The sequence below is a fragment of the Maribacter sp. R86514 genome (assembly GCF_044597005.1).
Lineage (GTDB): Bacteria > Bacteroidota > Bacteroidia > Flavobacteriales > Flavobacteriaceae > Maribacter.
This window is the reverse complement of the sequence record NZ_CP138999.1, coordinates 4,114,323-4,130,475: the sequence shown is the minus strand read 5'-3', so window position 1 is coordinate 4,130,475 and position 16,153 is coordinate 4,114,323. Positions and strand designations below refer to the sequence as shown.

Annotated in this window: 13 protein-coding genes; 10 read left to right on the top strand and 3 right to left on the bottom strand. The window is 35.4% G+C overall.

Annotated elements, in window-relative coordinates; translation table 11 throughout:
• The first annotated feature begins 49 nt into the window (after window positions 1-49).
• Window positions 50-742 carry a hypothetical protein gene (locus SJY30_RS17945; protein WP_396633474.1) on the top strand — a complete coding sequence of 231 codons (693 nt, stop codon included), beginning with the start codon at window positions 50-52 and terminating at the stop codon, window positions 740-742.
• A 31-nt stretch (window positions 743-773) separates the two neighbouring features.
• Here SJY30_RS17945 and lipB read toward each other — a convergent pair whose 3' ends face one another.
• Genes lipB through SJY30_RS17930 form a run of 3 tightly spaced genes read right to left on the bottom strand, consistent with a single transcriptional unit; the run spans window position 774 to window position 2,418 of the window.
• Entirely contained in the window at window positions 774-1,487 is a 714-nt protein-coding gene (gene lipB / locus SJY30_RS17940; protein ID WP_396633473.1) for a lipoyl(octanoyl) transferase LipB, read from the bottom strand.
• 26 nt (window positions 1,488-1,513) lie between these two features.
• The gene (locus SJY30_RS17935; protein ID WP_396633472.1) at window positions 1,514-2,251 is read right to left on the bottom strand and encodes a hypothetical protein; all 738 of its coding nucleotides are present in this window, start codon (window positions 2,249-2,251) and stop codon (window positions 1,514-1,516) included.
• A gap of 11 nt (window positions 2,252-2,262) precedes the next feature.
• Window positions 2,263-2,418: a YqaE/Pmp3 family membrane protein gene (locus SJY30_RS17930; protein WP_073240341.1), complete on the bottom strand. Its 156-nt coding sequence runs from the start codon at window positions 2,416-2,418 to the stop codon at window positions 2,263-2,265.
• A 16-nt stretch (window positions 2,419-2,434) separates the two neighbouring features.
• On the opposite strand from SJY30_RS17930, the gene SJY30_RS17925 reads away from it, so the two are divergent.
• The 9 genes from SJY30_RS17925 (at window position 2,435) to SJY30_RS17885 (ending at window position 16,096) form a co-directional block, all read left to right on the top strand.
• A complete protein-coding gene (locus SJY30_RS17925; RefSeq protein WP_396633471.1) occupies window positions 2,435-3,553 on the top strand; it encodes a helix-turn-helix transcriptional regulator in 1,119 nt (372 codons plus the stop codon).
• Window positions 3,554-3,661: 108 nt separating this feature from the next.
• Window positions 3,662-4,225: a thioredoxin family protein gene (locus tag SJY30_RS17920; RefSeq protein WP_396633470.1), complete on the top strand. Its 564-nt coding sequence runs from the start codon at window positions 3,662-3,664 to the stop codon at window positions 4,223-4,225.
• Between the two features lie 84 nt (window positions 4,226-4,309).
• Complete coding sequence (locus SJY30_RS17915; RefSeq protein ID WP_396633469.1) at window positions 4,310-5,035, top strand: SGNH/GDSL hydrolase family protein; 726 nt, start codon at window positions 4,310-4,312, stop codon at window positions 5,033-5,035.
• A gap of 39 nt (window positions 5,036-5,074) precedes the next feature.
• Window positions 5,075-6,763, top strand: a complete 1,689-nt coding sequence (gene lysS / locus SJY30_RS17910; RefSeq protein ID WP_396633468.1) for a lysine--tRNA ligase — start codon at window positions 5,075-5,077, stop codon at window positions 6,761-6,763.
• A 58-nt stretch (window positions 6,764-6,821) separates the two neighbouring features.
• The gene (locus SJY30_RS17905; RefSeq protein WP_396633467.1) at window positions 6,822-8,252 is read left to right on the top strand and encodes an SLC13 family permease; all 1,431 of its coding nucleotides are present in this window, start codon (window positions 6,822-6,824) and stop codon (window positions 8,250-8,252) included.
• Window positions 8,253-8,445: 193 nt separating this feature from the next.
• Window positions 8,446-10,935 carry a zinc-dependent metalloprotease gene (locus SJY30_RS17900; RefSeq protein ID WP_396633466.1) on the top strand — a complete coding sequence of 830 codons (2,490 nt, stop codon included), beginning with the start codon at window positions 8,446-8,448 and terminating at the stop codon, window positions 10,933-10,935.
• A gap of 180 nt (window positions 10,936-11,115) precedes the next feature.
• Window positions 11,116-11,295: a hypothetical protein gene (locus tag SJY30_RS17895; protein ID WP_396633465.1), complete on the top strand. Its 180-nt coding sequence runs from the start codon at window positions 11,116-11,118 to the stop codon at window positions 11,293-11,295.
• 162 nt (window positions 11,296-11,457) lie between these two features.
• Window positions 11,458-11,913 carry a hypothetical protein gene (locus SJY30_RS17890; RefSeq protein ID WP_396633464.1) on the top strand — a complete coding sequence of 152 codons (456 nt, stop codon included), beginning with the start codon at window positions 11,458-11,460 and terminating at the stop codon, window positions 11,911-11,913.
• Between the two features lie 253 nt (window positions 11,914-12,166).
• On the top strand, window positions 12,167-16,096 hold the full coding sequence (locus tag SJY30_RS17885; RefSeq protein ID WP_396633463.1) for a DUF2194 domain-containing protein: 3,930 nt from the start codon (window positions 12,167-12,169) through the stop codon (window positions 16,094-16,096).
• Window positions 16,097-16,153 lie beyond the last annotated feature (57 nt).

Here is a 16,153-nt window from a genome sequence, read left to right as displayed (position 1 = left end):
AATTACGTATTTTTAAATAGTTATTAATCAGAACCTTAACTATATAAAAATGAAAATTAAATTACTGAACGTATTATTCTTTTTAATCGGAATCACATTCGTTACCGCACAAGACAACTGTAGCACGTTCTACCCTATGAACGAAGGTGTTTCGATGGAATACACCAATTACAATAAAAAGGGCAAAGTTGAAGGGGTTAGCACTTATAAGGTGACAGAAGCAAACCATGCTGGCGACACCACTACCGCTACCATGTCTATAAACTTAAAAGACAACAAAGGCAAAGATATTTATAGCACAAGCTACAATTTAACATGTACTGGCAATATGGTCACTTTAGATTACGAATCTCTACTACCTACTGAAATGATGGAACAGTATGGTGATATGGATATTGAGATATCCGGTAATGATATTGAAATACCCAATAAGCTAAGTGTAGGACAAAACCTTAAAGATGCCAATGTTGCCATGAAGATCAGTATGAGCGGTATTAATATGAACATGACCGTTGATATGACGAATAGAAAGGTTGAGGAAAAAGAAAGTGTAACTACTACTGCAGGCACATACGATTGTTTTGTTTTATATAGTGAAAACCGTTCTAAAATGATGATGGCTAACCAGGTTTATCCATCGAGAGTTTGGCTAGCAGAAGGTATTGGCATGGTTAAACAAGAAACCTACAAGAAAAACGGAGACGTTATGAGCAGCACGATGCTTACGGCACAAAGAAAATAATAACTTGACCAAATTCATAAAAAACCGAGGCTTACACCTCGGTTTTTTCATTTATTTCAGCTTCAAACAGTATTAGAAAATGCTTTAATAGCTTTTGTTTTACCTCATCTAAATCAACCTCCTTTTTACCTAATTCCACATTCAACGAAGTAACTGCCTTACCTTTTATTCCGCATGGGATCATCATATCAAAATAACCTAAATCGGCATTTACGTTCAATGCAAAACCATGCATGGTTACCCAGCGTGAAGCTCGTACACCCATAGCACAAATTTTACGAGCAAACGGAGTACCTACATCTAACCACACTCCGGTTTCACCTGGTGAACGTTCGGATTTTATTCCGTACTCCCCTAAGGTCAAGATGACCATTTCCTCTAGAAAACGAAGGTATTTATGAATATCTGTAAAGAAGTTATCTAAATCCAATATAGGGTAACCCACTATTTGCCCAGGACCATGATAGGTTATATCTCCTCCCCTATTTATTTTATAAAAAGTTGCTCCTTTGTCTTCTAATACTTTTTCATCTACTAGCAGATTAGAAATATCCCCACTTTTACCTAGTGTATAAACATGTGGGTGTTCTACAAAAAGAAAATGATTGGGAGTCTCTAGATTCAACTCTTCTCTTCTATTTCTTATTTTAAGATCAAGAGTTTCTTGAAACAGTTGTTCTTGGTAATCCCAAGTTTCTTTATAATCTTTAAGACCTAAATCTTGTACGCGCACCTTCTTATTCATCTTACAAAGATATGAAAAGCAAAAACCTATTTTTCTAACTCTACCTCGATGACCATAGACTCTGGATCCTTCATCATCTCCAAGAAGTTTACTTCATGAATCATAGTTTTTCCATCCATTGAGAATGTAGCTTCTTCAATATTGGTAGATTTCACTCTTCTTGGAAAATGATACTTAAATGTATATGTAGACCCAGATAAAAACATTTCGGCACTTGCCAAGCTGTCTATACTTTGTTCAAACAACTCTTGATTTAAGATAACGGTCTCACGCTTAAATGTATTTTTTTTAAAACTATAATTAACGGTAGTAGTTTCTTCTGTTGCACCACCGGGCATTGTCTTACCACCTGCAACCGGACCTATCGAACTTGCATTTTGGAAAGCATTGAACGCATCATTAACTTCTGACACTTTCTTAAAGTCTGTAAACATATTAAAATTCATGACTCTGCCTTCTGGATCTACTATCATACGTAAGCTGAAAGGTTCTAATTTTTTAAGCTTAGCTTGCTCTTCTGGCGACAACTGCGCTATACTATCCTTTTTCTCTCGCAATAAGTCTTTAAAAACCAACGTAGAATCTATTGCTTTATCCAATTCCGTAGAATCGGTTTCGGGTATCATTTGCATCATCTCATCACCATCGAAAAGAATGCTCATTTTACCTGACCCGTCTTCGTTGAAATAAATTTCTTCTGTAAAATTACAGGCAGCAATACATACTGTTATAATAATAACAGCTAATATTTTAAAAAGTCTCATGTGTTTTGGTTCTAGTTAGGATTATTCAGTATGACCAATGCAGCGATTACACCTGGCACCCAGCCGCAAAAAGTCAAAAGTAGAACAATTACAAAAGAACCGCAACCTTTACCTAGAACTGCTAAAGGTGGAAAAAAAATGGCAAGTAATACTCTTATTAAACTCATTTGATTATTATTTTGATTGATTGATGTACCTATAAGTCGCAATTGTAAACACTTTGTTACAAAATCAGCTAATTTTATTGACCAAAACGCTACCAATGCTCAGAACAATATTCTTTTTTCCTGCTTAATAGCTTCATCTCAATATAAATTTGAAGGTCAGATTGCAGACCAACAAAGCGGAAAAACCATTTACCTATCAATCATTGAAGATTACAGGAAGTTTGGTAGAATATCAATGGAACAGATTCTCAAAAAAACAACTACCGATTCTTTAGGATATTTCAAATTTACCGGAGATAATCTTTTCGATGAAAATAGAGTCTATAGAATACACTTAGATGATTGTTCTGACGCTTCTGCAAACTCTGAACACTTCTTTGGAAGCTGTGAGTATAATAAAAATGTTCTTTTTATTGCTAATAATAACGACACTATCACCTTCCCTACATCATTTGCCAATGAAGTACTTTGTGAAATTACCTCAACCAATAGTAAGTCTGCCGCATTTTTAAATATTGACATTTTAAAAGAAGAAATGGCTTTTGACTTTAGTGAATTTAGAAGTGCAGCGAACAAAAAACTGAATTCCAAAAAGTGGTTCAAGACTTTACAGAAGTATGGAGAAAATTTAAACGAACCCTTAGCTGAACTATATATTTTCGATTTTTTATCAGATAAGCGAAACGAAACATATGCCTATTATTTGAAAAATATTGAGAACACCAATTATTATGATGAACTTGGCGAAAGACTAGTGGTGAAATACCCTAATGCGTCCTTTACAGAGTTGTATTTAAACGATATAGCCACAGATCAACAAGTAGCCAATAGAAATTCGCCTAGCTCTAATTTCTGGCAATGGTTGTTACCTGCTTTGCTTATACTTTCCATTTTATTGAATATATATATAATTCTGAGACAAAGAAGACATTCACAAACCCTACAAAACCAGTCTTTAGCAAAGCTAACCGAGCAAGAAAATAACATTATACAACAAATTCTAGAAAACAAAACCAATAAGGAAATTGCTGCAATTATGTTTATCAGTGTAAGCACCGTAAAAACCCACATTAACAACGTCTACAAGAAATTAGAGATATCTTCAAGAGATGAAATAAAGCAACGTTTTCAATAATTCTTTTTAAATATCCACCTAGGTTCTAGTACTCATTTCCACCCCACGAAATCGATTTTTCTTTAACAATTTCAAGAATTTTCAGGTCTAATCTAAAAACCGAAAATCATGAAATTATCATTTCTATTAACCACTCTATTATTCAGCTTTTACTTAACGAGCTTCTCACAGCATACAAACCAAGAGGTAATCCTAGAAAACCAACAACCCTTTTTATTAGGAGAAATTACGGCGAAGACACTTTCATCTAACTCCTACCGATCATGGTATGAACAAAACTTTGAAAATTATGAAGCCGACCAAAACAAAATTGATGTTCTTAAAGACAAACTATCTTCATTTAAAATTCTAGTCTTTATGGGTACTTGGTGCGGCGATAGTAAACGTGAAGTACCAAGATTTTTTAAAATTCTAGAATCAGCAGACTTCCCTCTTGAGAACTTAAAAATAGTTGCACTAGACAAACGAAAAGAATCTTACAAGAAAAGCCCACAAGGGGAAGAGTGGGGATTGAACATCCGCAGGGTTCCCACATTTATTTTTTACAAGAACGGAAAAGAGGTGAATAGAATTATTGAAACACCAATTACAACATTGGAAGAGGACATCTTAAAAATTATTTCAGAACAAGAGTACATACCCAATTACACATCATCATTACATTTCGATTAGAATCATCAATCGATAACCTGTGTTTAATTGAGTATCTTATGCTAACTTTTAGAACCTTTACAATAGTTGTTACGTTAAGTAAACATGAAATACTCACACATGCTTTATAATTTGACCTTAGTTACTTTTCTATTAAGCTTTTTAACATCATGCAGTCAAACCGAAGAAATAAGGTCAGAACAAATAGAGAACGTTACAATTGATGAAGAAATCATCACCTACCTAGCTCTTGGCGATAGTTATACGGTTGGGGAGAGCGTTGCTTTTGAAGATAGTTTTCCCACTCAGTTAAGTACAGAAATAGAGAAAACCAAAAATCGTGTGCTCAATACGACCGTTATTGCACAAACCGGCTGGAGAACAGACCAACTTATCGCCTCTATTGGCAATCGAGAATCTGCAGATTATAATTTGGTAACGTTGTTGATCGGTGTAAACAACCAGTTTCAGTCTAGACCATTTTCTCAATATGAAGCCGAATTTGAAATATTATTGAATAAAGCTATCAGCCTAGCTGGCAATGATTCCAATAAGGTAATCGTTCTTTCAATTCCTGATTACTATTTTACACCATACGGACAAAGTAATGGTAATGAACTAATCTCAATTGAACTTGACGGATATAACAATTTTGCAAAATCTACAGCGAAAGCAAAAGGAGTTACTTTTCTTGATATTACGGATATTACCCGAAGAGGATTAGACGAAAAAGAATTGGTTGCCAATGACGGTTTGCACCCATCGGCACTAGCATATCAAAAATTTGTTGAAAGACTCTATCCTTTAGTGTCTACAAGATTGAAAGATTAAGACATATCGATTATATTTGCCAGCTAAATAAACGTCGGCATGCAATTATCGGAGCAAGAGCTTATCAGAAGAGAGAAATTAGACAAATTAAGAGCACTGGGTATCAATCCTTATCCTGCTGCTTTATATCCTGTAAATTCCACATCAGAAAGTATAAAATCTGACTATGAAGAAGGCAAGCAGGTAATTGTTGCCGGTAGACTTATGTCTCGTCGTATTCAAGGTAAGGCTTCTTTTGCCGAACTTCAAGATAGTACCGGTCGTATTCAAGTTTATTTTAACAGAGATGAAATTTGCCCTGGCGAAGACAAAACCTTGTATAACGATGTTTACAAGAAGTTGCTTGATATTGGTGATATCATTGGTATTGAAGGCGAACTTTTTACCACTCAGGTAGGTGAAAAAACGATTATGGTGAAGAAATTTACCATGCTAAGCAAATCGCTAAGACCTTTACCATTACCTAAAAAAGATGCCGAAGGCAAAGTATATGACGAATTCAATGACCCTGAATTACGTTACCGCCAACGTTATGTTGATTTAGTAGTAAACCCAAAGGTGAAAGAGAATTTTATTAAAAGAACGAAAATCACCAATAGTATTCGTGAATTTTATAACGCAGCCGGTTATTTGGAAGTAGAGACTCCTATTTTACAGCCTATACCTGGTGGTGCTACTGCTCGTCCGTTTTTAACGCATCATAATGCATTGAACATTCCTTTATATTTAAGAATTGCCAACGAGCTTTACTTGAAAAGGTTGATTGTTGGTGGTTTTGATGGTGTCTATGAATTCTCAAAGGATTTTAGAAACGAAGGTATGGACCGTACCCATAACCCAGAATTTACCGTAATGGAATTGTATGTTGCATACAAAGATTACAACTGGATGATGGATACTACAGAGAAACTATTGGAGAAAATTGCGATGGATTCTAACGGTACAACGAAAGTTACCGTTGGTGAAAACGAAATTGAATTTAAAGCTCCGTACGCTCGTGTGCCAATTTTAGAAGCTATAAAAATACATACAGGTTATGATGTTGCAGGTATGCCTGAAGACGAACTTCGCGAAACTGCCAAGAAACTAGGTCTGGAAGTTGACGAAACAATGGGTATCGGTAAACTTATCGATGAAATATTCGGTGAAAAATGTGAGCACTTCTACGTGCAGCCAACATTTATTACGGACTACCCAAAAGAAATGAGTCCGCTAACCAAAGAACATAGAGACAACCCGGCTTTGACAGAGCGTTTTGAGCTAATGGTAAATGGTAAAGAGCTTGCTAACGCTTACTCTGAGCTTAATGACCCTATAGACCAAAGAGAGCGTTTCGAAGAACAATTAAAGCTGTCTGAAAAGGGAGATGACGAGGCAATGTTCATTGATCAAGATTTTCTTAGAGCTTTGGAATATGGTATGCCCCCAACTTCTGGTATTGGTATCGGTATTGATCGTTTAGTTATGTTGATGACCAATAATGCATCTATACAAGAAGTATTATTCTTCCCTCAAATGAGACCAGAGAAGAAACCTTTACAATTGTCTGACAATGAAAAGGTAATTTTTGACATTCTAAAAGGCGAAAAGAAAATGGAACTTGACGCCCTTAAAACAAAAGCGGATTTAAGTAATAAAGCTTGGGACAAAGGGATAAAAGGGATTACGAAGCAACAGTTGGCTAAAATCTACAAAGAAGAGGACGTTCTTTTAGTGGAAATTTTATAATAGTCATTTCAAGGAACGGTAAAAAATAGTAGCTTAGAAGCTGGCAAAACCAACCAGTATGAATCTAAGTAGTAAAATAGGTCTGTTTACAGGTCCTATCATATTTTTCATTCTTATTTCTTTACCCAGTGTATTAATTTCTGAAAATGCGGATGCCGTCATAGCTGTTGCACTTTGGATGGTTATTTGGTGGGTTACCGAAGCTGTTTCTATTTCTGTAACCGCGCTACTACCATTGCTTCTATTTCCTATTTTGAAAGTGATGCCCATTGGTGATGTTGGAGCTAATTATGGCAGTCCTATAGTTTTTCTATTCTTTGGGGGTTTTGTCATGGCATTAGCTTTAGAAAAAGTTAATCTCCACAAACGTATTGCCTTAAATATCATTAGACTTACAGGTACAACGGCGAATAAAGTAGTTCTTGGTTTTATGATCGCTACCGCTGTTTTAAGTATGTGGATCAGTAATACGGCGAGTACCGTAGTCATGTTACCCATTGCCATGTCGGTTATCAACTTACTGATTCAAGATGAAGACGGATTTACAAAGCGAGACCGAAACTTTGCCTTAAGCGTGATGTTAGGTATTGCCTTTGCTGCCAACGCTGGTGGAATTGCAACTGTTATTGGCACGCCCCCAAATTCAGTTCTAATTGGCTTACTAGAAAATGAATACAATATTGAAATATCATTTTTAAAATGGATGATCATTGGGCTTCCGTTTTCCCTTATCATGATTTCCATTTGCTATTTTGTTCTGGTAAAAGTGTTTTTTCCTACTCAGGGTTTAAAATTTAAAGCTTCAAAAACCATAATTCATGAAGAGCTAAATAAATTAGGCCCTACTTCAGGGAAAGAAAAAATGGTGCTTATCATTTTCGGAGTTACTATTTTCTTATGGGTGTTTAGAACTTTGATCAATTCGATATTTCCGAGGTTAGGTTTATCTGATACCCTAATCAGCATGTTTGCCGCCATTGCGCTATTCGCACTTCCATATAATCTTAAAAGAGGAGATTTTATCCTGCAATGGAAAGACACCCAAAAGCTCGCATGGGGAATTCTTATTTTATTTGGTGGCGGACTCTCATTAGCCAAAGGCATGTCGGTTTCTGGTATCGTCGATTTAGTAGCTGAAGTTATTGGGCAAAGCGACCTTAGTATTCTACTAACCGCATCTTTATTGATTTTGTTAATGTTGTTTATGACAGAGCTGATGAGTAACGTAGCACTTGTAGCAGTTCTTGCCCCAGTAGTGGCAGGTATCGCAATTGGTCTAGGCTTACCTATTACATATTTATTGATACCAATAACCATTGCCAGCAGCTGTGCTTTTATGTTACCCATGGCTACACCACCAAATGCTATTGTATTTGCTAGCGGTTATATAAAAGTCCACGAAATGGCACGTGCAGGAGTAATTCTTAATCTTATTGCAGTGCTCTTATTAATTGGATTATTTCAATTTGTGCTGCCATTATTATTCTAGCAATTTTCTTAAATAAATAAAGCCCTTACCATAGCAAGGGCTTTATAAGCGACTAATTCAGAATTAACAAATGTTTATTCCTACTTAATAGACGCCTTTCATTCAGCATTGTTACAAATAGGCTTAAGAAATTATTAACTATTTGTTACAGATATTATTTCAATCTTTGAAAGATTACCAAACTAACTCACAAATGAAAAGAAAATTACTAGTACAATTATTGCTGTTTATGTGTGTTTTCGGTTACCAAAATGCCGAAGCCCAAATTTTTAAGAAAAAGAAAAAAAATACGGAGCAAGAATCTAAAAAACCTTCAAAAGATAAAATTCAACCTTACAATAAGGTGATCACTAAAGATGCCGTAAGCGATGCGGGACTTTTTACTACCCACGTAGTTGACGAGAATCACTTTTTTGAAATTCCAGATTCACTGTTTAACAAAGAAATGTTGATGGTAAGCCGTATTTCTAAAACTGCCTCAGGTATTGGTTTTGGTGGTGGAAAAATAAACACTCAGGTTTTACGATGGGAAAAGAAAGATAAAAAAGTATTGCTTCGCGTAGTATCACATGACGTAGTGGCGGCAGATTCTTTACCTGTACATGAAGCCGTTGTTAATTCAAATTTTGAACCTGTTTTATACTCATTCGATATAAAGGCTGTTCAGAAAGATTCACTTAACCCAACTACTGTCATAGAAGTAAACGATATTTTTACCAAGGATACCAAAGCTCTAGGTATGCCTGAAAGATTTAGAAAAAGATATAAAGTATCTCGTTTAGATGAAGGCAGAGGCTATATTGAATCTATCAAAAGTTACCCTTTAAATGTTGAAGTACGCCATGTGAAGACGTATTTAGCAAGTGCAGCACCTAGCAACCAAACCCTTGGTTCTATTTCTGTTGAAATCAACAACTCAATGGTTTTGTTACCTGAAGAACAAATGAAACGCAGATATTTTGATGAACGTGTCGGGTGGTTCTCTAGAGGTCAAGTTGATTACGGTTTAGAAGCTCAAGAGAGTAAGACCGTTAAATTTCTTGATAGATGGCGTTTAGAAGTAAAAGATGAAGATCTTGAAAAATATAAGAATGGTGAACTGGTAGAACCTAAAAAACAAATTGTCTATTATGTTGATAGAGCTACACCAAAAAAATGGGTGCCGTTCATTAAACAAGGTATAGAAGATTGGCAAGTTGCCTTTGAAGAGGCTGGTTTTAAAAATGCAATTATTGCTAAAGAACCACCTTCGGTAGAAGATGATCCAGAATGGTCTCCAGAAGATATTCGTTATTCCGTAGTACGTTATTTAGCATCACCTATACCAAATGCGAACGGACCTCATGTTAGCGATCCTCGTAGTGGCGAAATTTTAGAGTCCGACATTAACTGGTACCATAATGTAATGACGTTGTTGAGAAACTGGTACTTTGTACAAACAGCAGCTATTAACCCTGCGGCTAGAGGCGTTTCTTTCGATGATGACGTAATGGGTCGCCTAATTCGTTTTGTATCGTCTCATGAAGTCGGGCACACCTTAGGTTTACCACATAACATGGGTAGTAGTGTTGCTTATCCTGTAGATTCGCTTCGTTCTAAAACCTTTACAAAGAAATTCGGCACAGCTCCATCGATTATGGATTATGCGCGTTTTAACTATATAGCTCAACCCGGCGATGAAGGTGTCGCTTTAATGCCAGATATCGGTGTTTATGATAAATATGCAATTAAATGGGGATACAAGCCTATTTTAAACACTACTGCAGAAGAAGAAAAATCTACTCTAGACAAATGGATCATTGCACACGCAGGTGACCCTCTATACCGTTTTGGACACCAACAGGTAGGTGATATCGTAGATCCTAGCTCACAAACCGAAGATTTAGGTGACGATGCCATGAAAGCTAGTGAGTATGGTATTGCCAATCTTAAAAGGATTGTACCAAAATTAATTGAGTGGACCGCAGAGGACGGTAAGACTTATGAAGATCTGGACAAGTTATACGGTCAGGTATTCTCCCAATTCAATAGATACATGGGGCATGTCTCGAATAACATTGGCGGAGTTTATGAAAACCATAAGACCTACGATCAAGAAGGTGCCGTCTATACAGCAGTAGCTAAAGAAAAACAACAAAGAGCGATGGCCTTTCTTCATGAACAGCTATTCAATACCCCAATGTGGATGCTTGACCAAGATATTTTGGAACGCACAGAGTACTCTGGCTTCTTAGAGCAAATGCGTTCTATGCAAGTACGTACACTAAACAATGTATTAAGCTTAGGGAAGATGGCTAGGTTAATTGAAAATGAGACCATAGATAAGTCTGAAGCATATACACTTGCTCAAATGATGAGCGAATTAAGAAAAGGAATATGGTCTGAAGCTAAAAATGGCAAAGCCGTAGATACCTACAGAAGAAACTTGCAAAAAGCACATATAGATCGTTTAGCATATTTATTGACAGCTGACAATCAAGCGAAAGCTTCTGATTTCGGTGGCTACAGAAAATCAACAGTTGTCAACACTAGCCAATCTGACATTAGGACTATTGCAAGGGCAGAACTGAACATTTTAAAGCGCGATATTAGAAATGCACGAAATAGAACCTCTGATTTGATGACAAAATATCATTACGACGATGTTTTTGAGCGTATTAACGTCATTTTAGACCCTAAATAATCATACGTTTTATGATCGACAAAATGCACCTCTCGATGAACAACCAATATCATCGATGAATGAAATGTATTAACCACATTTTAAATATTCTAGACATCAAAAAAAGCCCATTACACAACAATGGGCTTTTTCATGCGTTATTCTTTTTTAGATTAGCAATGAATTTAAAACCCCCAAATCATGACAAATAAATTAAAGAGTCTTATTTACCTAGCTTGTTTCATTTGTGCATCTGTTGTATATCACCAAAACACTAATGATAACGTACAAGAAGAAATCGTAACTAATACTTATGATCAAGAAGCCGATATCGTAATCAACCCTTACAAAACAATGGAGGGAAGAGCACCGGCAAATTAAAACATTTAAAATATTTACCTACTTAAAAGCGCGGCTACCTACAGCCGCGCTTTTTTATTTGATGCATATTAGCCAGCCGTTAAACTTTTACTAAAATCAGGCTTGCAATTAAACCAATTTGAAATCTTCGTGTCAAAGTACCAAATAATAAAAACAATAAGTATGAAAAAAATTATAATCGCCATTTTAGTAATGGCAGGAATATCAGCAACGGCACAGGATCATAACATGAAAGGCAAAAGAGGTGATATGAAAGATTTATCTCCTGTACAAATTGCCACTTTACAGACGAAGAAAATGACCTTGGCGTTAGATTTAAATGAATCGCAACAGTCAAAAATCAAAACTATTCTTACCGAAGATGCTACTGCTAGAAAAGCAAAAATGGAAGAGCGAAAAGCGAACAAGGAAGATGGTAAAAAAGTTTTGACCGCAGATGAAAAATACGCGATGCAAAACGAGCGATTAGATCATAAAATTGCACGTAAAGAGCAAATGAAATCTATTCTTAATACGGATCAATATGAGAAGTGGGTAAAAATGGAAGGCAGAAAAAAAATGCGTGGTAAAGGAAAACATCGTGGCGACAAAAAAGAAAAACGCTCTTCTAAACAATAGAATTTTGACAATATTGATTGAAAAAGACTTGCTTTAAGCAGGTCTTTTTTGCATTTCAACGAAGGGTGATTTTTGACCCAAGTGTACTAAAATACAGCATTGAGGACATAATACATTCGTTCATGGATGAATTTGAGTATTTGACCAATAAATTTTACGTTAACACACTAATTAAGGTACTTAGGTATTTCAAATTCGAGACAAATTTAATTTTAACCAGCAGTCTCTATTTTGAATTTCAAGATACTAAGCCATGATAACAAAAAAATTAGGTTATTTAATATTTCTTCTAACCTTAAATCTTTTGACCGGTTGTCAACAAGAACTTTATAAGTCTAACAACAAATTCAATATTCCTGAAAAAAGTACCGAAGAGCCACTTGTTCAGTTTTTGATCGAGCCTACCAATTATAGCGCTATTCTTGAAACAGAGAATTTGGCTAAGGCTTTCGACTATTCTAAAATTGCACATAAAACCCTATGGGTAAATCAATTTAATGAAAAACGCAACATATCTCCTACTACAAGAGTCGTAACGGTACACGAAACAGCCGGCTTAAGCACTATTGCCATAGATAGCCTTTTAAAGTTTGTATCTAAAGGTGGTACTCTGTTGATCACTAAAGCTGCTAAAGACGAACGTATGTCTTACTTTTTTGGTATGACACCAGATGCAGATTGGAGCACGAACATAGAAGCCTCTGGCCTATTCTTCAACAAAGCTCTTTTTCCTGGTATGCAAGGGCGCGGTTTTGATAACAAAACGGTTCATCTTGGCTTTGACAGCTCTAATTTTTCCAGTAACATAAATGTTTTAGTTTCAGCACACAACAACCAAGATTATCCGGTGTTAATTGAAAATAGAATTGGTAACGGAAAAGTGATTTTATATAATTCATCTCAAATTCTTAAAAAAGAAATGAGAGGTCTTCTGTTTTCTGCAAGTCTACTAGGTCTAGAGGGTATACCCTACCCTATTGCAAATATCGGAACCTTGTTTCTTGATGATTTTCCTTCCGCAATGTATGATGATAACGGTAAGGCAATCAATATACAAAATGGCATAACCAAATCTGAGATGCTAAAAACCGATTGGTGGCCAAAAATGAAAGCGCTTGCACAAGAAGAAGATATTAAATACTCTGCCTACGTCACTTTCAATGCCAATGAAAAAAATACAGGCGACCCTAATTTTAAAAGTTGGGACCAAACCGGTTTGCTAGAAGGTAAAAATGAGAACGGCAAAAATAAATGGCTAACCAACGAATTTACGAATCGAGGTCATGAGCTTGGATTTCGTGGTTATAACGATCTTCCACTTTCCAAAAATTTATGGAAAGACACCGATATTATCTTAGACAACGCAAAGGCTTCTAGAGAAAAATGGGAAGACAATATTGCAAATACTCTGCCTAGTTCTTACGTAGCGCCTGACAATACGATCGATAGCCTAGGACTAATTTCTCTTAAAAAAGGATTTCCTAGTTTAAGTTTTCTTCACACCTCTTTTTTAGGCGATGTATACAAAGGTGGAAATAGGGAATTTGACCCAGACCCGTTAAACAATAGATTTTTTGATTACCCTAGATTAAGTAGTGGTTATACTATCTCTGAACAAGAGCAATGGGCCATAGAGTCTACATATTTATATACCGGTATTTGGTCTCATGTATTAAACACTAGTGATATTTTAAAGATAGGTAGCACAACAAATGCTATTGGTGAATTAAAAAAGCACATTGTTGATTACAAAAAAAGACACCCTTACATGAAGTTTCTAACTGCAAAACAGTCTACCGAAGCAGCAATGGACTGGCGTTACCAAAGTATTCGCCATTTAAGTTACGAAGGGCAATATGAAGTTTCCAGTTCCTTGAATTCTGATGAGAAAAAAGACTCTTATTGGTTAATGTACGTTGAAGAACATAATAATGTAAACGTACACGAAGCACTTTCGTTCGATCAAGCAGAATTTTCTTCAGTTCCTTTATTGAACGGATTTCTTTATAGTATTCAAACAAAATCACCTAATATAAGCGTTCCTGATATTCGACCGGAAATAAGAACTTTAATCGGCACAACTTCAACATTGATCACAAATACCAAGAGTGATTACAAATCTTACAACAAGAGTAAACAAACCATGGTTCCGCTGAAACAAAAAATCGATAGATTGATTGTTGAGGAGAAAACAGAAGAGGCAACGAACTTAATGGAAAAGTTATTTAAGGATAACAAATTCATTAACGCTCAACAGATCATCACCTATGCCGAAGGGATGGAGTCACAAGGTAAAACCGAACAACTTTGGTCTCAGTTAAACGAATTATATTTAAAAAATCCTTCTGGCTCATATGCTGATTTTTCTAGAGATATAAGCACCGTAAGTAATTACCCCTCACCTGCCATTAAAAAAATGTGGATGGAGAGACAAATGGAATGGGGACAAAATGATGAAACTATTTTAAAAGAATACTACAACAGTTTTAATACTGAAGATAACACTGAAATTATTGAACAGGTTTTAGAAGTTCTTTACACGATAGAGCCAACGGAAGAGAACAAGTTGACGTATTACGAATTTCTAGTAAACTCTAATAATGAAGATCTTCTATCAAAACTAGATATCATTGAACCTTGTAGTATTTTAAATAGAGATTTAGCTACATCAATTAGTCAAGTCTATGCAGACAAACTAAATTTCGAAAGAGCTGAGCAATGGCAAAAATGCGGTAACATTTCTCCAGAAACCGTTAAAGAATGGAAAGAAAAAACAAGAACAATAGAAAGTAAAAAGTTTTCGGATTTCGAATATTATGTAAGATACCTATTGGTAAATGACCCCGACAAAGCGTTTACAGAGTTAAGGGAAATTGAAACATGTAGACCTGACCTAATAAGAATATCTAAAAACATAGCATTTCTATTTGCCGATTATACTCAATACCAAAAAGCTTTGGATTGGAGCACTTGTACAAATACCGTACCTGTAGCTAAATTGCTAGACTGGAACTTAGAGTTTGCCAATGGTAGATACTTAAAAAAAGTTTATGCTAAGCATATAGAGAAAAATCCTAGAGATTACAACACCATGAACCACATGGCAAAAATCTTATTATTAAAAGGTGATGTAAATAGTGCCGGTGAAATTGCAGTAAACATACCACCTGCTAAAATTGATCCAGATTTTAAAATTGCATTTAACAATGAAGTAAAAGCAACATCTAAAGAAAAGCAATCTTTATACATAACCAAGTTTAAAGTGCTAATGGATGATGCCATCGTAAAAAAATCAGAAACTGAATCTCGAAAAAAGAAAGGTCATTCCATCGGGCTTACTTCAACGGCTATAGCAGATGAGTTTAACCCTACACTTTTCAATAATGCATTTCACTTTAGTTTTTATAATAAAAAGCTAGATTTTCACCAATTTTCTATTGCTCAAGGTACGGCATATACCATTTTAAAAGATACGATTGTACCTAATGATATTGGCAGAGATTTATTAGGTATAGCATATGTCTATAAAAAAGAATCTAATCAAAAAAAGCCATTTTATGTTGGCGCAAGGGTAGAGATGGATAACTTCAATAAAGTATTTTTCCATTTTAGATCTGGAATAGATTTTATCGGTGATACCAGTACATCTTCTTTAAGTGTAAAAGCTCATCCTGTTACAACAGGACCTGGGTATGATTTAAATATTTACAATATACAGGCAAAAGCGGCACAAGAGTTTGAATATTCATCTAATTTAAATCACGAGTTTTATATAAAAGCCGATTATTATACCGATAGTCAATATTATTCTATTGGTGGTACACGCGTAGAATATAACTTATTGAATTTAGATAAATTTAAACTAGGACCGTTAATTGAGGGTGCCTATGGTGTTGGTTCTGAAGATAGACGAAATGGATTCCCTTACTGGCTAACAAAAGACAGACTTTTTGCCGGTGGCGGACTGCAATTTCAACTAGGTAATGATGATTCTGATTTTAATCTGAAAAGCGATTTCTCCCTTTTTGCCGAGCAAGATGAAGATAGCTTTCAACGCTATGAAGGTGAATTATCATATAGAATCAAAAACTTCACCACTATTAACCTAAACTACTCTTACTTTACAATTGATCAGTTTTTCTCTAATGCCGTACAATTAGGTATTCAGTATAATTTTAAATAGCATTATAACTAACTTAAATAAAAGAGCCCTCATAAGAGGGCTCTTTTTATATATTCG